Raw genomic sequence first — 14694 nt, 5'->3', positions numbered from 1 at the left:
CATGGTGAGCGCACGCGGCAACGTCGAGAGCGTGGTCATGTCGTTGGCACCTACTCACTTCCGCGGCTATCGCCTGCTCGCGGGCTTACCCGCACCGGTCATGTCACTCGCCCTCGCCATGTACGGGGTCGCGTCCATCTACTGGAAGACGCCCGGCACCGTGCTGGCTTTCGGGATGTCCGTTCTTCTCGCAGGGGCGACAGCATTCGGATGGTCAAACCATCTGCGGGAAGCCCGACGCGCCGCACATACCTTCGACGGCGTCATATACCTCATCTTCGGAGGGTTCCGGTGGGAGGCAACCAAGGAGCCCTATGAGGGCGAGAAGATCCGTCAGGGCTTTGTGCGCGTGTATCCAGGCTCAATCGAGATACGCACGGGCGGAGAGGCGAAGCTCAGCGCTCGATACGAGACCGCGCAACTCGTATCCGCTGTGCGGCTACGAGTGATGGGAGGTCTCATGGATCCGGTGGTGCGACTGAAATTCGCCGACGGGATGGGCTACGACATCACCCTCGATCACGCCGGCGCGCGGGGCATTCTCCCCCTCCGAAGGCGCCATGTGGAGGCTTTCATCGCCGACGTTCGCGCGGCGCTCGGGCCGCTCCCGAGCGCCGCGTAACGGACACTCACGATGACGCCAAGCAAGGGCAGTCCTGTCGGAGCGATCGTGCGACAGTGGTCTGATCCGACCCGGCCCGCTTGGAATGGAGCGCCCGCCCGCCCCCTGCAAACGATGATCTGGTACCCGACCCACGACCGGGCGCGCGTCGGCGAGCAGCGCATCGCGATCTTTCGGACCGGTCGGTACGCCGTGGATCGCGATGCTCCACGTGTGGCGGACGGGCTGCATCCGCTCGTCGTGGTCTCGCACGGCACCGGGGGTTCCGCCGCCAGCATCGCCTGGTTGTGCCAGAGGCTCGCCGCGGCGGGCTTCATCGTGGCCGCGGTCAACCACCATGGCGGCACCGCGGCCGAGCGAGGCGGCCTGACGCTCCCGGGCGCCGTCCTGTGGTGGGAGCGGGCCACGGACGTCTCGCGCGTGATCGACAAGGTGCTCGCCGACCCCGCGTTCGGGGTCCGCGTCGACCCGACACGGATCTCCGTGGCGGGATTCTCGATCGGCGCGTACACCGCCCTCGCTGTCGCCGGCGCACGCTTGCAGATCGATCGGTGGCGGCCGTATTGCGACGCGCGCGGCACAGACTCCTCGTTGTGCCGGGTCCCGCCGGAGGCCGGGTTCCGCATCGACGAGGTGTGGGACTTCCTCGACAACGATCCGCTCGCGATCGAATCATTGACCCGAGCCGACCTCGACTACCGGGACGAACGTGTGAGAGCAGTTGCGGCGATCGCGCCCGTCACCGTTCCCCTGCTCGAGGAGGCATCGCTGGCGACGGTCACCGCCCCGGTGCACGTGTTCGCCGCATCGGATGACGATCAGAGCACCCTTGACGCAGACGTCCGACCGCTCGTCCGCTCGTTGCTGAGCAGTGAGCTCACCGTCATCGACGGCGCCGGGCACTACACCTTTCTCAGCGAAGGCACCCTCGCCGGACGGCTCCTCGCCCGGCGCTTCGTGGCGGACGGGCCGGGCGTCTCACGGCGACGCATCCACGATCGCGTCGCTGCGGAGGCGGCTGCCCTCTTCGACGGGCGGCACGGTTGACACGTGGCCGGGGCCGAGACGCAGAAAACCCCCGGCGGAACCGGGGGCCTTGTCTGTAGAGCCAGTACCCCACTACTCGAAAAAATCGGCGCTCCTCCCGCCACCCCTGGTGGAACTGCGAAAAATGGCTGGTCTAGCGCCGAATTTGGTAGCTTCAGACTCGCCCTCGGAGCGACCGTCTCGGCTCCTGCGCCGTCGGCTCGATCCGGCCCTCATCGCTGAGATCGTCGCGAAGTACCAATCCGGCGTGACGACTCCATCCCTCTGCGTGGAGTACACCCTCTCGAAGGGTGGCCTGCTGAAGCTGCTGCGCGACGAGGGAGTTCAGCTTCGCTGTCAGCCGCTGAACGAGGACCAGGTCCGTGAAGCCGCTGCGCTCTACAAGCGCGGCAAGTCGATCGCCGCTATCGCCACGCATTTCGAGGTCAGTTACAACGGCGTGCGCCAAGCCTTCATCCGCAGCGGCATCGAGCGGCGGCGTGGTGGTCAGCGCTTCTGATCCTTCTTCGCCTGTTCCTCGCGGGCCATGTCGAGCAGGGCTGAGGCAAGCTTCATGTAGTCGATCTTCGGGCGGACGAGCATCTGCACTCGAACCTGGCGGTCCCGGCTTCGGGTGTTGCCCTCCTTCTTTGGTGTCGGCGGCGCGGAGCAGACCAGCGCTCGGTGTCTGGCGAGCGCTGCTTCGACTTGCTGCAGGTGAGCGTACGCCCGACCAGCCCGTTGCGGGAGTGATCGTTGCTCCTTCGACGATTCACTGCGGTGTTGCAGTGCCTGCTTCTCGTTCATCGCGTCGGCTATAGCGAAGAAGCCGTGGGGTGTTCAGTCCGAGGCAGTCACCTTCGCGATGACGTGCTTCACGAGACGGCTGACTTCATCCACAGGAGGGTAGATCGAATCAAACCAGATTCCCTTCTCGCGCTTCAACCGTTCGCGTAAGGGCCGCTTCCAACCACTCTCGATCCGCACTACCCATCCGCTAGCGCCCCAACGCGTGTTGGGGGCAGCTGTCACACTCCGAAGCCAGTTGATGGAGTACGAACTGACATCGGCATGGATCTCACCGGTCACTGGGCCTGTCGCGCCAGGGCGCACATCGTTGTACCGAATTCCTTTGTATCGGCGCGCAAGCCCACCTGCGAGAAAGACGCCATTCTGGGCGTGCATCCGGGCATCAAGCGAGAGATGATCCACAAGCCATACTTGGTTAGTCCAATCCTTCGTGGCCTGTCTTGTACCTCTGACGTACCGTTCCCAGGGCAACGACTGCTCTTTGTGGAGCTTGGCCTCCGATCGCTCGATTGGCTCATGTGGATTGATCAGGAAGAGCAGGCCGTCCGTGTCCTCAGCTGACTCCACCGCGAAGTAAAGAGCTTCGTGCGGCGTCCGCGAGACATCGATTAATCGGGTGGGCATGAGGTGGTGCTGCATCAACATCAATAGTTGACCGTCCGTCATATGACGTCCGAGGCCCTCGGCTCGTAGCAACTCGATGGCCGCCTGCTCCGCACGAAAGAGATCGAGCTCGCTCACGCGCTCGCCCCCGCCCTTCGAGGCGCGTACCGCCCTGTACAGCGAGTTGGATACCCCGTAGGAGATGTTCGACTGGCCCCGGAAGAAGAGGTTGATTCCATCCTTCAGATCCCACGCCCCGAGCCGGCGTTTACCATCCCCCAAGAACTTCCAGAGCTGTTCGACGGACGTGATCGACGCCCGGTCATTGATGGCTCGGTCTCGCCAGAAGCTCCGTCTGACGTTATCCAGATCTTCCGTTTGCGGCAGTACCACAGCGCCCCCCCAGCGACGCTCTTGCAGGCGTCTGCACCACAGACCGTACTGGACGGCATCTCCCGCAACAATCCTCCTATCCGGTGTCGGCGACCTGCGCGGCAAGACCATCGGGCGTGTCAGGGGTGTAATGCTGACGTATGGCCTCTCAAAGACCAACGGTGTTCGATGCGCACGCGCGCACCAATGGAGCTCCCGCTACCTACGAGGAGTCTTCTTTCGAGTTCCTGAATCGGGTATCTGGGACGTTCTGGGAACACCCACGCAGCCTCATCGAGGAGTGGGCCAGTCACCTAGCGGGCGACGATGACTACGCCGATCTTCGAGCACGTCTCCGTTCAGGAGACGACCGTCAGTACAACAGTGCCTTCCTGGAGCTCTACCTTCATGAGGTGCTTCTGCGAACAGGGCACTCAGTGACGCTCCATCCGACGCTTCCACACACGACGCGTCGCCCGGATTTCTACGCCGAGAGGGACGGTGTCGGCTTCTACTTGGAAGCGGTTGTACCCACCTGGACCAATGCCCAAGACGCTCAACGCTCTCGACGCAACCGCTTCTTCGATGTCGTCAACCGCCTGGAGAGCCCTAACTTCATCCTCATGATTCGCTCACTCACGGAGGGAATGTCGAACCCAGCGGCAGCACGTCTACGAACGGAGTTGCGGAAGTGGCTAGCAGGACTTGACCCTGATTCCATCCATGATCTCGATGTCGCCCCTCGATACTCGTGGAAACAGGATGACTGGGCAGCGGAGTTCTCCGCTATACCAAAGAAGAAGGAAGCTCGCGGAAAAGCTGATGGCGCCCGACGAGCGATAGGCGTGTATGCGCACGAGCCCGCGCGGGGCGTTGATGATGCCAGGAGGATTCGTCGTGCGCTTGCATCCAAGGATGGGGAGTACGGCAATCTTGGTAAGCCGTTTGTCATCGCCGTCGGACTCTTCGTCCATGACCGCGACTACTGGCACAGCATGAACGCGTTCTACGGCCACGAAACGGGTGAGTGGTCGGAAGGAGTCAGTGAGTTGCGGGTGTTCCGGTCTATGGACGGCTACTTCGGGTCCTCCGCCGACTCGAGGCACACCAACGTCTCGAGTGTGATTCTCGTCAACCAGCTCCAGCCGTACCACGTACCAAAGGCTGAGGTATCTATCTGGCGCCATCCTCACGCAGAGCGACCGACCCCCGCCTCGCTACACGTGCCCGGCGACATTGTTGAGGTGGTTGAGAATAGGATCTCTGTCACGCCCACCACCATCGAGCCAGGAGCCTTCTTCGGCTTACCGAATCCATGGCCACCTGGCGAACCCTGGCCGCAAACCTGAACCCGGAAGTCCGACAGCAATCGCACACTCGGACGCACGTCGAGCGAGACGAGGCTCCTGAGCCGCGACCCGAAGCTCGACGGGAGACCAGCGCTTGGCGTCCTTCGACCGAGATTCGTTTCCTGGCTTCACGGTGCCAGCATCCCTGATCTTCCCGTCGGGACGAGGGACCACCTATCCGTGCAGCAGTCCCGAGGCGATTGTTCGAGTAAGACAGCTAACCTGTCCCTGAAGTAGAGCCAGTACGCGACAACTCGAATAAGTCGGCCCGCCATCTCCCACCGCCCCTCCCCGAGCTCCAGAAGCTGGCCACCAACGCGCAGATCGCCTCGCCCCAACAGAGCGAGCCACCTGCTCCCGCTCCCCGCAGCCTGACTCGCCGTCTCAATCCTGACGTCTGGGAAGAGATCATCGCGAAGTACGAGGCTGGCGCCACCACTCCGCAGCTCTGCGCCGAGTATCAGCTATCCAAGGGAGGTCTCCTCAACCATCTCCGTGAGAGAGGAGTCCAACTCCGCCGCCAACCGCTCACTCCTCAGCAGGTAGAGGAGGGAAGTCGGCTCTACCGCCATGGCTTCTCGATCGCTGCCATCGCCGGCTATCTGGACACCAGCTACAACAACGTCCGTCAGAACTTCGAACGCCTCGGCATCGAGCGACGACCCCGCGGCGGATCGCAGCCCAGATCGAATGCCCCGAGGAGTCCAACGCTCGATGAGGAGCGCGGAATCCGAGCCGTGCTGCTCTACACCGCAGGTGGCTCCCCTGAGTCTGTCGCCGCTGCCGTCGGTGCAAACCGGGCCGCAGTACGCACCTACCTACTCGAGATGGGCGTGCCACTCCGCGGGCGCGGTCGACCAGCCCGACGCGCGGTCGCCGATCCCGCCTGAGAGAGCAGGCCTGCGCCGCATGCGAATGGCGTAGAGCTTGGCGGTCTCACGAGGCCACCAATGCTCCACTCTCGTCGATCCGGTGTCCGGCGCTTGGGATCTCCCAGTACTCGGGGATGCTCGACGTGGAAGTCCTCCATCGCGTTGCGAACGTTTATGGCGATGAGCATGGCGTGCTGCTGCCGAGGTGTAAGCTCCGCGAAGCCCGCGACCTGCATCACAAAACCGCGCCCCTGGGGCTTCGAGTACCTGTCGCGATGTCTTTGCGTGAGCTCATATCCACGCGTCAGTATGCGCGCGACAGTCTGCCGAGTGGCGCGTCACCCGTGAGCCCCTCTGGACGCGTCATGGTGGGCCATGGGCCGCGACGAGGACCGGAGAGTGAAGCACCGACTCGCTCCGCGCGTTCGATCGGCGCGAGACGACAGACCGTCAGGTACCGCCGAGGCCGTAGCTTCCGAAGTAGAGCCGGATTGCGGTGAACATGGCGTGCGTTGCATCGCGAACGATTAGGCGCTCGACGAGATTCGCGCGATCAACGTTGCCGGTCCTGTCGGACTCGGCATGCACGCGCTGCATCATCGACTCCTCGTGAATGGCTGAGCGCCAGTGGCCATAGGGCTTCCGTGCGTTCGCTACCTGGCGGATGTCTTCGATCAAGCGGGGTGGGAGAAGGTCATGCTTCTTGCTCTCGTCGAGCAACTTGCCAAGGCCAAAGGTCTCCCAGTTCTCGGGGATCTTTCCGTTCAGTCGGCCGATGGAAGTCGAGATGATGCCCGCAACCTCACGCTCGCACACAACATGACACGAGAAGATGCAGGCCACCCAGATACCGTCGAGGAAGGTCCGTACGGCAGCGTCCCAGGCAAGCTCACCCTCTTCCCCAGCTGACTTCGCCGCCCAGGTCTTACCCTCCAGCGCGTCGGTGATTCGACCGTTAACAAGGTCGAGGCGTTCATCATGGTCGAGTCTGCGCACGTCGAGATCGCCGAAGACGTCGTCCCAGGAGGCGGGTCCTGGGTTGGGTCGGGCCATATGCCCAGCATGACATGCGCCTCCGACGCTCCCGAGAAGGGCGGGTTAGGCGAACGTCGGAGGTTGGCCGTAACCTGTTCGCTTGCGGCGGGCGAGCCGTTTATGGGCGCGCCTGACGCGATCCATCCGGGCGACGAGAGAGACTGTGGCCGATGCAGCAAATGGCGAAGATCATCCCACTGCCACCGAGCAGGGCGTCGGTCGAGGGAGGGCGCCTCAAGCGCACCCCGGCGAACCAGGCACTCAACCCCGTTGCCACTCCTCAGACATTCTTCACCGAGGGTGACCTGCCCGAAGCTGCACACTACGCCGATGACCGGTCGATGATCTTCAAGGGTGACGTCCTTACCGAGCTGCAGCGCCTCATCGACTCGGGCATTCAGGTCGACGCGATCGTGACGTCTCCTCCGTACTACGGGCAGCGGGACTACGGGGAAGACGGGCAGATGGGTCTCGAAGCACACCCACGTCAGTTCATTGATGGGCTGGTCGAGGTCTTCGACCTCTGCCGGCAGGTGCTCAAGGACACCGGCTCGCTGTGGATCAATATCGGCGACACCTATTGGAGCGGCAAGGGCGCCCACAAGAGTGGCGAGGTCAAACAGGGCGCACGGCGATTTGGCCTCCGACCGCAAGATCGCCCAGGCGACGGCCTATGGGCGCGGCCGAAGCAGCTTCTACTCATTCCTCACCGCCTCGCCATAGCCCTGCAGGATGACGGCTGGCTTGTGCGCAATGACAACGTCTGGGTAAAGCCCAATCCGATTCCCGATCAGGTGCGTGACCGCTCTTCGATGTCTAAGGAGTACGTCTTCCATCTAACGAAGAGCCGGTGGTACTACTACGACCGGCATCCGGTAGGAAGGAGGATGGCGTCGGGCAGCATCCTTCCGCCCCTCGATACCTGGATCACAAACACCGCCCGGGGGAAGTCGTTCCATAAGGCAACGTTCTCTGAGGACTTGGTGCGTACACCGATCTTGGCGACCACTCCGCCGGGCGGCGTCGTACTCGATCCCTTCAATGGGTCGGGGACGACCATGGCATTTGCACGTCGTCACGGCTTCCGTTCCATCGGCATCGACATCAGTGAGGAGTACTGCGACATCGCCGCCGATAGGCTGAAGGCGATTAAGCACCGTGACGACGAGGAGGCGTAGTGGCGCTATACCTGGCACCCGACCTCATAAAGCACGCTGTCGACCGCTTGCGCGCCTCCCGCGCACATCCCAAGCTGCTTGACTACCTGATCTTCCGGCGCGCGCTGGTCAACTCAGGCGGACCCAGCGCACAAGTCGTCACAGGCATGGCGTCGCAGCCCTTTCAGCAGGCGATTCGGGAGTGGGCATGTGTTCGACCTGAATCGAAGCCGGCACCGCACTTCTTTAACCCTTTCGGAAGTGCAAACGCGACCGACAACGGGTTCCGGTCAGACAAGTACCCGTCGAACGGTCCCTCTGACACCGCCTCGGGATGGGCAACGTCGCTCGCGTCGCCACCCTTCGTCGCAGTGGCGGGGAGTTCTCCGCGGGCGTTCACGTTCGTCGCGATTCCAGGTAGCGAGCTGGAGAAGGCCTTCCTACGCGCTGAGGGCACTGATCCTGACAAGAACAAGAAGCCTCGCCTTGCCGACGCTGCTGTCTGGTGGCTGCGGGACCGCGACCTGGAAACGATCGGTCTCACGCACCAGGCGGAACTGTCGGACCTCATCGCTACGCTCAGAAGCGAGCTCGGACTCTCGAACGATGAAGAGTCGGCGCTATTCGACCCGACGCTGGTCTAAGCCACGAACGAATCGGAACCGCTCAGAATGCCTCTCTCGCTTGTGTCCGACGTTGCCGACGTCGACGACTACCTTCCCGCGGCCCCGGTTGCCGCGGCGCCGGTAAGTCAGCCCGCCGCCACAGCCAGCACGGTCGCGCTGAGTACCGTCGACATCCAAGCGGTACTCGACTACATCGAAGCGCGTGGTTTCCACTTCGCACCCTGGCAGGTCGCGTCGTACATCACGGCAATACGCACTAAGCCGTTTGTTATCCTCGCCGGCGTCTCGGGGACCGGCAAGAGTGCCCTCCCGCGTCTGGTCGCCGATGCAACGGGAGCCGTCGCGACGACCGTCCCGGTGCGTCCGGACTGGAACGACAGCAGTGAGCTGCTTGGGTACAAGAACCTGAAGAGTGATTTCGAACCCGGCCATCTGCTGCAGTTTGCGCGCGAGGCAGCCAAGAACCCGGACAAGCAGTATTTCTTCCTGCTCGACGAGATGAACATCGCTCGCCCCGAGTACTACTTCGCTGAGGTGCTGTCCCGCATTGAGGAAGCCGGCGTCCTGCTCGAAGGTGCACCCGTAACGCCGCTCAAGCAAGACGCTGGTGACGAGTGGGGGCGGGTCGGCATCCCGAGCAACCTTGCCATCGTGGGTTCGGTCAACATGGACGAGACGACCTTCGGGTTCTCGCGGAAGGTTCTCGACCGAGCCTTCGTCATCGAGTTCTCAGATGTGGACCTGAGCCTGATCGGGGGTGGTGTTTCGGCGCCGGCAGCCCAGCAGTGGCATTCGGACGCCTGGCGTCGAGAGGGCGCGGCACTTGCCCGCCACCCGCGCCGAAGCGAGTCGAGCGTCGTCCGGGTCATCGAGACGCTCACGGAGCTCAACGACCTGCTTCAGCCCGCGCAGTTGCACTTTGGCTACCGCGTGCGCGACGAGATCGCGATGTTCGTCCTAGCCGCCGAGCAGCAGCCCGACCAGTTCGAGTCGACGGAGGGCGGCCAAATCGACCCGCTGGATCTGGCGATCTCGATGAAGGTACTGCCGCGTATTCAGGGATCCGGACCGACTATCTCGAATCTGCTGAAGCAGCTCGGTGAGTGGGCGCAGCCCAGCGGTGGCGCCGCTTCGGCCTTCCCGGTATCCGCCCAACGCATCGACATCATGCAGCGCAGGCTCGTCGAAACCGGCTTCACCAACTACTGGACGTAGCCGTCGTGGCCCAGCTTGCCCGCCTCGAAACCGACGCGCTGGTCGTTGAGATCAACGGCTCCTCGGAGTTTCCGGTGGCGCTCCAGTCTCGCCCGGACCTGACAATCACGCCGCACTTCGCGGCGACACTCAACGGCTCACCGGTCGAGACTGCGGCCAGGCCGGTGCTCTTCGAGGAACGCAACTACGAGCTGATCGTCCGCAGCAAGCTCCCTGGCTTTCAACCGGTGAGCACATTCCGCGACCCGACGTTGATCGTTCAGCGCACCGTCGTCGCTGAGGCGGACTTGCTGGCGCTCACGGTGCGATTCCGGGGGCAGGTCGGGCGGACCGACTTCTCCTTCCGTGCAGGTGACGAGATGCTGGTCATCGAGGCCGAGGTGTTCCCCTCGAAGATCGACTACGTTGAGGACTACGAGGAGCTTCTGGAGGGAGTCGCCGCGGTCCGCCGCACGCTCATCCTTGAGTACCTACGTGGGACCTATCGGCAGGCAAGAGCGAACCGCGACGAGACCGGCTCGGGTATTGAGTGGTTGACCTTGCTGCGCATCCACCTCGGTGCACTTAACGCCGCAATCCAGTACATCAACTCATCGGCGCGGCGAGCGCTGGTGCGCGAAGATGCGGCAACGCCCCTATACCGGGTTCGTGGCTCCAGTGCGGGCGCCACGCGCGCAGTAGTGCGCGGGCTCGGGTTCGGAGACTTCCAAAATGTTCCGGGCGTTGGGCCGGTGCGCTCGCAGATTCAAGTGTCCCGCGCCTTCGAATCGCTCGATACGTTTGAGCACCGCTGGATCCGGTCTCGCCTCAAGTTCGTGCATGCTCGCTTGCTCGAACTCGAGTCCGAGCAGGCGGCGCGGGTGCAACGCTCGGTAGAGCGGACCGGCAAGCGGCCCCCGCGTCTCGACGCGGAACTTTCGGAGATCGGCGAGCTCAAGGAACTCGTCGGGCAGTTCTTGCTCTCGCCGGTTATCTCGTCCGCCACTATCGAGGTTCCTGCGTCAGCGACGTCGCTGCAGCTTCAGAGCGCGATCGGGTACAGCCAGGCGTACAGCGTGCTGTCCGTACTCAGCGCTGCGCTCGCTGGCGCCGACGACGGCACCGACCAGTACTCGACGTCAGACCTCAACGATCTGTACGAGACGTGGTGCTTCCTTAAGGTGGCCCAAGTGACGGCCGAGCTACTCGGTACCGAAGTGGACTTCTCTGAGCTGATACCGACGGACAGTGCGGGCTTGCGTTTCACACTCCGCAAGGGGCTCTCGCGCTCGGTGAAGCTCCCCGGCAAGTTCGTGCAGGCTGCGCTCGCCTACAACCCAGCGTTCGACGTCCCGACTGGCATTCAGAAGCCCGACATCGTGCTTCGCGTCGTGGCATCAGGCGGTTTGGATATCATGATCGTGCTCGACGCCAAGTACCGCATCGTCGGGTCGCCCGAGTACATAAAGCAGTTCGGTGCGGCGGGGGCGCCCATCGACGCGGTCAATCAACTCCACCGGTACCGGGATGCCATCCAGGTGCTCGATGGTAAGAACGAGCCGATCCGGCCAGTCGTCGCCGGCGTGGCGCTGTTTCCATGGCCGATGTCAGGGATGGACTACAAGCTGCGCGATTCTGCTGACGAGGTTGGCATCGGAGCCCTTCCGCTTCTGCCAGGGAACGACCGGGACCTCCGCGCCTGGCTGACAAGCCTCTTCGAGTCGCTTGGCTTGACTGTCCTAGACGACCACCGCCGTCACCTCCGCCTGGTGGGGTGAGTTGCCGCGAGGTGCTCGTGCCAAAGAGCCTCGCTCTCTTCGTGGCTGATATAGCGCAGTTGAAGCGTGCGGATACCTTGAGCCTGCTTGACGCCAGGAGCCGAGGCGAGCGCAGTCTCTAGGAAGCGCTCAAGATCGACACGCGTCGCGAGCTTCGGATTGGCGAGCTGGCGACGGTACTCATCAAGGACGGGGCCAGCGCTCAAGTCGAGCGGATGGTGCACGAGCATGAGCGTGACCGGCACGGTTGCTCCAAGATCGACCTGCAGGGTGCGCGCGCCGAGCGCGTGGCAGCGCACAAGTTGGTTCACCGGGCCATCGGAGAAGGTGAGGCCGGAAGATCTCCAGAGGCCGGTGGATTCGGCAAGGTCGCGATACCGAGGACTCTCCGAGAGTGGCAGCCTTCGACTGCTGAACCGGTCCGCGTACTTGAGTTCCAGGACGAGGCCCTCGATACCACCCTCCACTGCAAGCTTCACGAAGGCATCAACCCGTGTCATGTCACCGAGGTAGTGATTACGCTTTGGCGGTGCGAACTCAACCGCGACATCGAGCACCTCAGTCAGGTCGGGCCGAGCAAGCACGATGCAGAGGACTTCGAGTAGCCAGTCCGGATCGTCGGCGAGCGGTCCGAACAGGTTCATGAGTAGCGCTTGGCTTGAGGTCATGTGGCTGGTCATCCGGACAGGATCAACGCCCCATCCCAGCGTCCGACGCTTCACGAACATCGCCTCGGCTTCGGGTGAGGTGAAGTTCCTCCCGGCTGCGGCGGCGGCCACCGGAAGGATGCTGCCGAGGGGTCGTCCCATAGGGGTCTTGCCCCAGCCAGGAACACCAAGCCGAACTGCTCGGTACCAGGACTGATGGAAGCGGGCGCGGCGGGCGTGCTTCGGCTCCGACAAACGCGGTTGATCTCCAAGCGCGCCCAGCGTGACCGACTTGGTTATGACGGTCTCACGCATCCATCCAAGATAGCTTCCGGCCGATGCTCCACGTTGTGAGGGCATGCCTCGGCTGTTGCGAGAGCATGCCTCGGCTACGGGGCAAGATGGAGGCGTGGGAGATGGACTGTTCGACCTTAAGGATTCCGCCGATGAGGATGCCCCGACCGAGCCCAGGATCATGACTCCGGTTCAGCGGGAGAAGATTCGCCACCTCTTCGCGATCATCGGCGTGACCGGTGCCCGTGAGCAGTTCGACATGGTGGAAGAGCTCACGGGCGTTCACATTGGCTCTGCCGCGGAGCTTGAGGCCGACAAGGCGAATCTACTTATCTACATGCTTAGCGCGCGCGCCTCCCGCGCGCATCGCGTGTCCACCGGGAACTCGTGGGCCGACCGCGATGAGGACACCTGGATCGACCGGCTGTAGCCGAGCGCTGCTTTCTCGGTGTCGGTGAGTCGACGATCGAGTAGCAGGGACCAGAAGAAGGTGCCTTCGCAGCATGATCTGCCAAGCGCGTGTTCCCATGGGAGGGTGCCAGTTTGCGGTGGCCCGTCTTACGGCTTTACATTCACCTGAGGAGTGCAACGCGCGCGGACTGGAGGGTGTCGTGGGCTTCAGGGTTCAATGGGACGATGACGGCTTCGATGATGAGGAAGCCATCTTTGAGACCGAGGCTGAAGCTGAGGCCTACGCTGCCGACCAGCTCGACAACTTCCGCACCGGCGGCGAAGTTCTCCACCTTTCCAACCCCGGTGACTACCCGCAAGACGGAGAAGAAGATCCCGAGTACGAGATCGTCGAAGTCGACGATTAGGTCAGCTTCGAGAAGGAGCGAGCATCCGCGGAGATCGTGGTGTGACAGCTACACACCTCGTCGAGCATCTGGGATCTCAGCCCGCACGTATCGACCTTCACTAGCCTCCCCTCCGGCGTAGGTACTGTTCCAGGTAGGGGGAATCTCGGCGCTCGGATAGTGCGTCGATGGGTGAGCCGGTGGCGCACATTACGTTCGCGTCTAGGAGTGGGTGCGCGTGGATCTGTAGGGGATCGTCAAACACCCCAGCGAAAGCGAGTTTTGAGATCGCTGCGCCGACGCCGGCGAGTATGTCCGCGACCTGTACGCGTGCGTCGCTCCGCGAGTCGACGAAGCTGACGCCACGTAACTCTGCTCCGGGATGCCAAAGCCCGAGCACCGGGAACGGGCGTGCGGCGGCCGACATCAGCTCGTCAACCGAGTCCAGGCCGATACTGCCGTAATCGTCGGCCACAAACTCAAGCGGGATATCGCCGAGGCGGATCGTCCACGCGTGGGCGACCGCTACCAATGAGGGCCACATCGGGTCGATCTCTCTCATTGCTGAGGTGGGCGCGGAGGCCAGTTCGCTGACGATGTCACGCCGAGCCCACATGCGATGAAGCATCGTGCCGGTCGTTCCGTCCTGGCAATTCGTGCGTGCATCTCGTAAGGCGGCGAAGAATGTGTCAGGCGTGGGCCGTGCCCTCCCCGTGCGTCGGTGGCCCCGTAGAAGCGTCGCGAACGACCTGAGCAGGGTGTCCCATCTTTGATGACCAATCGCCGCTGCAGCGTTGTCCGCAAGGTAGTCGGCGCGTGCGCGGCCATGCAGGCCGACATCGACCAAGTCACCTCCGAGAAGCACATCAACGAGCTTCGCGGTCACGAAGTAAGTCTTGTCCACCAGATGGATGTTGCCGGCGTCAGCGAGACTGTCGAGGGCGTTCAAGAGTGCGGGTCTGTGCTTCTCGCGAAGTGCGATCTTCGACTTGAACTCAGGCGCTTGGGTCGGCATGTCGCGACGGAGTCGATCCGTGAATGCCTCCGCGTCGCCGAGGCTTAGATTGGTGCTCGCCAGCACGAAAACTGGATCGAGAGCGTCGAGCAGATTGTCACCCTCGGAACCAGACTCGTCACATGCGATGACGGCGGTCTGTGGTGACGGGTCCATGCAACTCATCATGGTCAGACGAGGCTCCGAGCGCGACTCACGACTGCGCGGTATGCGCACCCTCGTCGGGCAACGCGGAGGCACAGCACGGAGGTCGGCGACCCACGTGCTTGGGCATGTTTCGGATGCCCACCGACATGTTGACTGCGTAGCTTGTGGCACGTTCTGACGACTGCGCAGAGGCATTTCAGCGTGCGTTCCATAGTCCCATAGGCCTCCCGTCAAGGGATCAAACCGCCTCCATGCCATACGGTCCTGCGCACAAGGGTCGAGCGCGATGCTGGGTCGCCACCGATAGGCTCAGGCCAACCTGACGGAAGGGTAGGCGACATCTTGCTGCG

At 63.1% G+C, this 14694-nt stretch carries 15 protein-coding genes; 10 read left to right on the top strand and 5 right to left on the bottom strand.

What is annotated here, in order from left to right; all coding sequences use genetic code 11:
* The first annotated feature begins 1 nt into the window (after position 1).
* The 3 genes from LXM64_RS03680 to LXM64_RS03670 all read left to right on the top strand — a co-directional run bounded on the left by LXM64_RS03680 (position 2) and on the right by LXM64_RS03670 (position 2168).
* The gene (locus tag LXM64_RS03680) at positions 2-622 is read left to right on the top strand and encodes a hypothetical protein (RefSeq protein ID WP_234074673.1); all 621 of its coding nucleotides are present in this window, start codon (positions 2-4) and stop codon (positions 620-622) included.
* A gap of 114 nt (positions 623-736) precedes the next feature.
* The gene (locus LXM64_RS03675; RefSeq protein WP_234074672.1) at positions 737-1669 is read left to right on the top strand and encodes an alpha/beta hydrolase family protein; all 933 of its coding nucleotides are present in this window, start codon (positions 737-739) and stop codon (positions 1667-1669) included.
* Positions 1670-1916: 247 nt separating this feature from the next.
* Entirely contained in the window at positions 1917-2168 is a 252-nt protein-coding gene (locus LXM64_RS03670) for a hypothetical protein (protein ID WP_234074671.1), read from the top strand.
* Here LXM64_RS03670 and LXM64_RS03665 read toward each other — a convergent pair.
* Complete coding sequence (locus LXM64_RS03665; RefSeq protein ID WP_234074670.1) at positions 2156-2455, bottom strand: hypothetical protein; 300 nt, start codon at positions 2453-2455, stop codon at positions 2156-2158. The genes LXM64_RS03670 and LXM64_RS03665 overlap by 13 nt on opposite strands.
* A 33-nt stretch (positions 2456-2488) precedes the next feature.
* On the bottom strand, positions 2489-3454 hold the full coding sequence (locus LXM64_RS03660; protein ID WP_234074669.1) for an FRG domain-containing protein: 966 nt from the start codon (positions 3452-3454) through the stop codon (positions 2489-2491).
* A 161-nt stretch (positions 3455-3615) separates the two neighbouring features.
* Between LXM64_RS03660 and LXM64_RS03655 the strand changes: the two genes are divergently transcribed.
* Positions 3616-4782, top strand: a complete 1167-nt coding sequence (locus LXM64_RS03655) for a hypothetical protein (protein WP_234074668.1) — start codon at positions 3616-3618, stop codon at positions 4780-4782.
* Between the two features lie 1322 nt (positions 4783-6104).
* On the opposite strand, the gene LXM64_RS03650 is transcribed toward LXM64_RS03655, so the two are convergent.
* Positions 6105-6707 (bottom strand): hypothetical protein, encoded by a 603-nt coding sequence (locus LXM64_RS03650; RefSeq protein ID WP_234074667.1) that lies wholly within the window; start codon positions 6705-6707, stop codon positions 6105-6107.
* A 161-nt stretch (positions 6708-6868) separates the two neighbouring features.
* On the opposite strand from LXM64_RS03650, the gene LXM64_RS03645 reads away from it, so the two are divergent.
* The 4 genes from LXM64_RS03645 to LXM64_RS03630 are packed head-to-tail and all read left to right on the top strand — an operon-like array spanning position 6869 to position 11444.
* Positions 6869-7867 (top strand): DNA-methyltransferase, encoded by a 999-nt coding sequence (locus LXM64_RS03645; RefSeq protein WP_234074666.1) that lies wholly within the window; start codon positions 6869-6871, stop codon positions 7865-7867.
* Complete coding sequence (locus LXM64_RS03640; RefSeq protein WP_234074665.1) at positions 7867-8490, top strand: hypothetical protein; 624 nt, start codon at positions 7867-7869, stop codon at positions 8488-8490. Before LXM64_RS03645 ends, LXM64_RS03640 begins: the two co-directional genes overlap by 1 nt.
* 42 nt (positions 8491-8532) lie before the next feature.
* Positions 8533-9687 (top strand): McrB family protein, encoded by a 1155-nt coding sequence (locus tag LXM64_RS03635; protein ID WP_234074664.1) that lies wholly within the window; start codon positions 8533-8535, stop codon positions 9685-9687.
* A gap of 5 nt (positions 9688-9692) precedes the next feature.
* Positions 9693-11444, top strand: coding sequence for a DUF2357 domain-containing protein (locus LXM64_RS03630; RefSeq protein WP_234074663.1), 1752 nt, complete (start codon positions 9693-9695; stop codon positions 11442-11444).
* On the opposite strand, the gene LXM64_RS03625 is transcribed toward LXM64_RS03630, so the two are convergent.
* Positions 11423-12406 carry a PGN_0703 family putative restriction endonuclease gene (locus tag LXM64_RS03625; protein WP_234074662.1) on the bottom strand — a complete coding sequence of 328 codons (984 nt, stop codon included), beginning with the start codon at positions 12404-12406 and terminating at the stop codon, positions 11423-11425. The two genes, LXM64_RS03630 and LXM64_RS03625, sit on opposite strands and share 22 nt — an antisense overlap.
* Before the next feature lie 94 nt (positions 12407-12500).
* Here LXM64_RS03625 and LXM64_RS03620 point away from each other — a divergent pair, with 94 nt between their 5' ends.
* Positions 12501-12815, top strand: a complete 315-nt coding sequence (locus LXM64_RS03620; RefSeq protein WP_234074661.1) for a hypothetical protein — start codon at positions 12501-12503, stop codon at positions 12813-12815.
* Between the two features lie 181 nt (positions 12816-12996).
* Complete coding sequence (locus tag LXM64_RS03615; RefSeq protein ID WP_234074660.1) at positions 12997-13203, top strand: hypothetical protein; 207 nt, start codon at positions 12997-12999, stop codon at positions 13201-13203.
* Positions 13204-13303: 100 nt separating this feature from the next.
* Here the strand turns inward: LXM64_RS03615 and LXM64_RS03610 are convergent, their stop codons facing one another.
* The gene (locus tag LXM64_RS03610; protein WP_234074659.1) at positions 13304-14353 is read right to left on the bottom strand and encodes a DUF3800 domain-containing protein; all 1050 of its coding nucleotides are present in this window, start codon (positions 14351-14353) and stop codon (positions 13304-13306) included.
* Between the last annotated feature and the right edge of the window lie 341 nt (positions 14354-14694).

It is taken from the genome of Microbacterium binotii (genome assembly GCF_021398715.1).
GTDB lineage: Bacteria > Actinomycetota > Actinomycetes > Actinomycetales > Microbacteriaceae > Microbacterium > Microbacterium binotii_A.
This window is presented reverse-complemented; position numbering and strand designations above follow the sequence as displayed.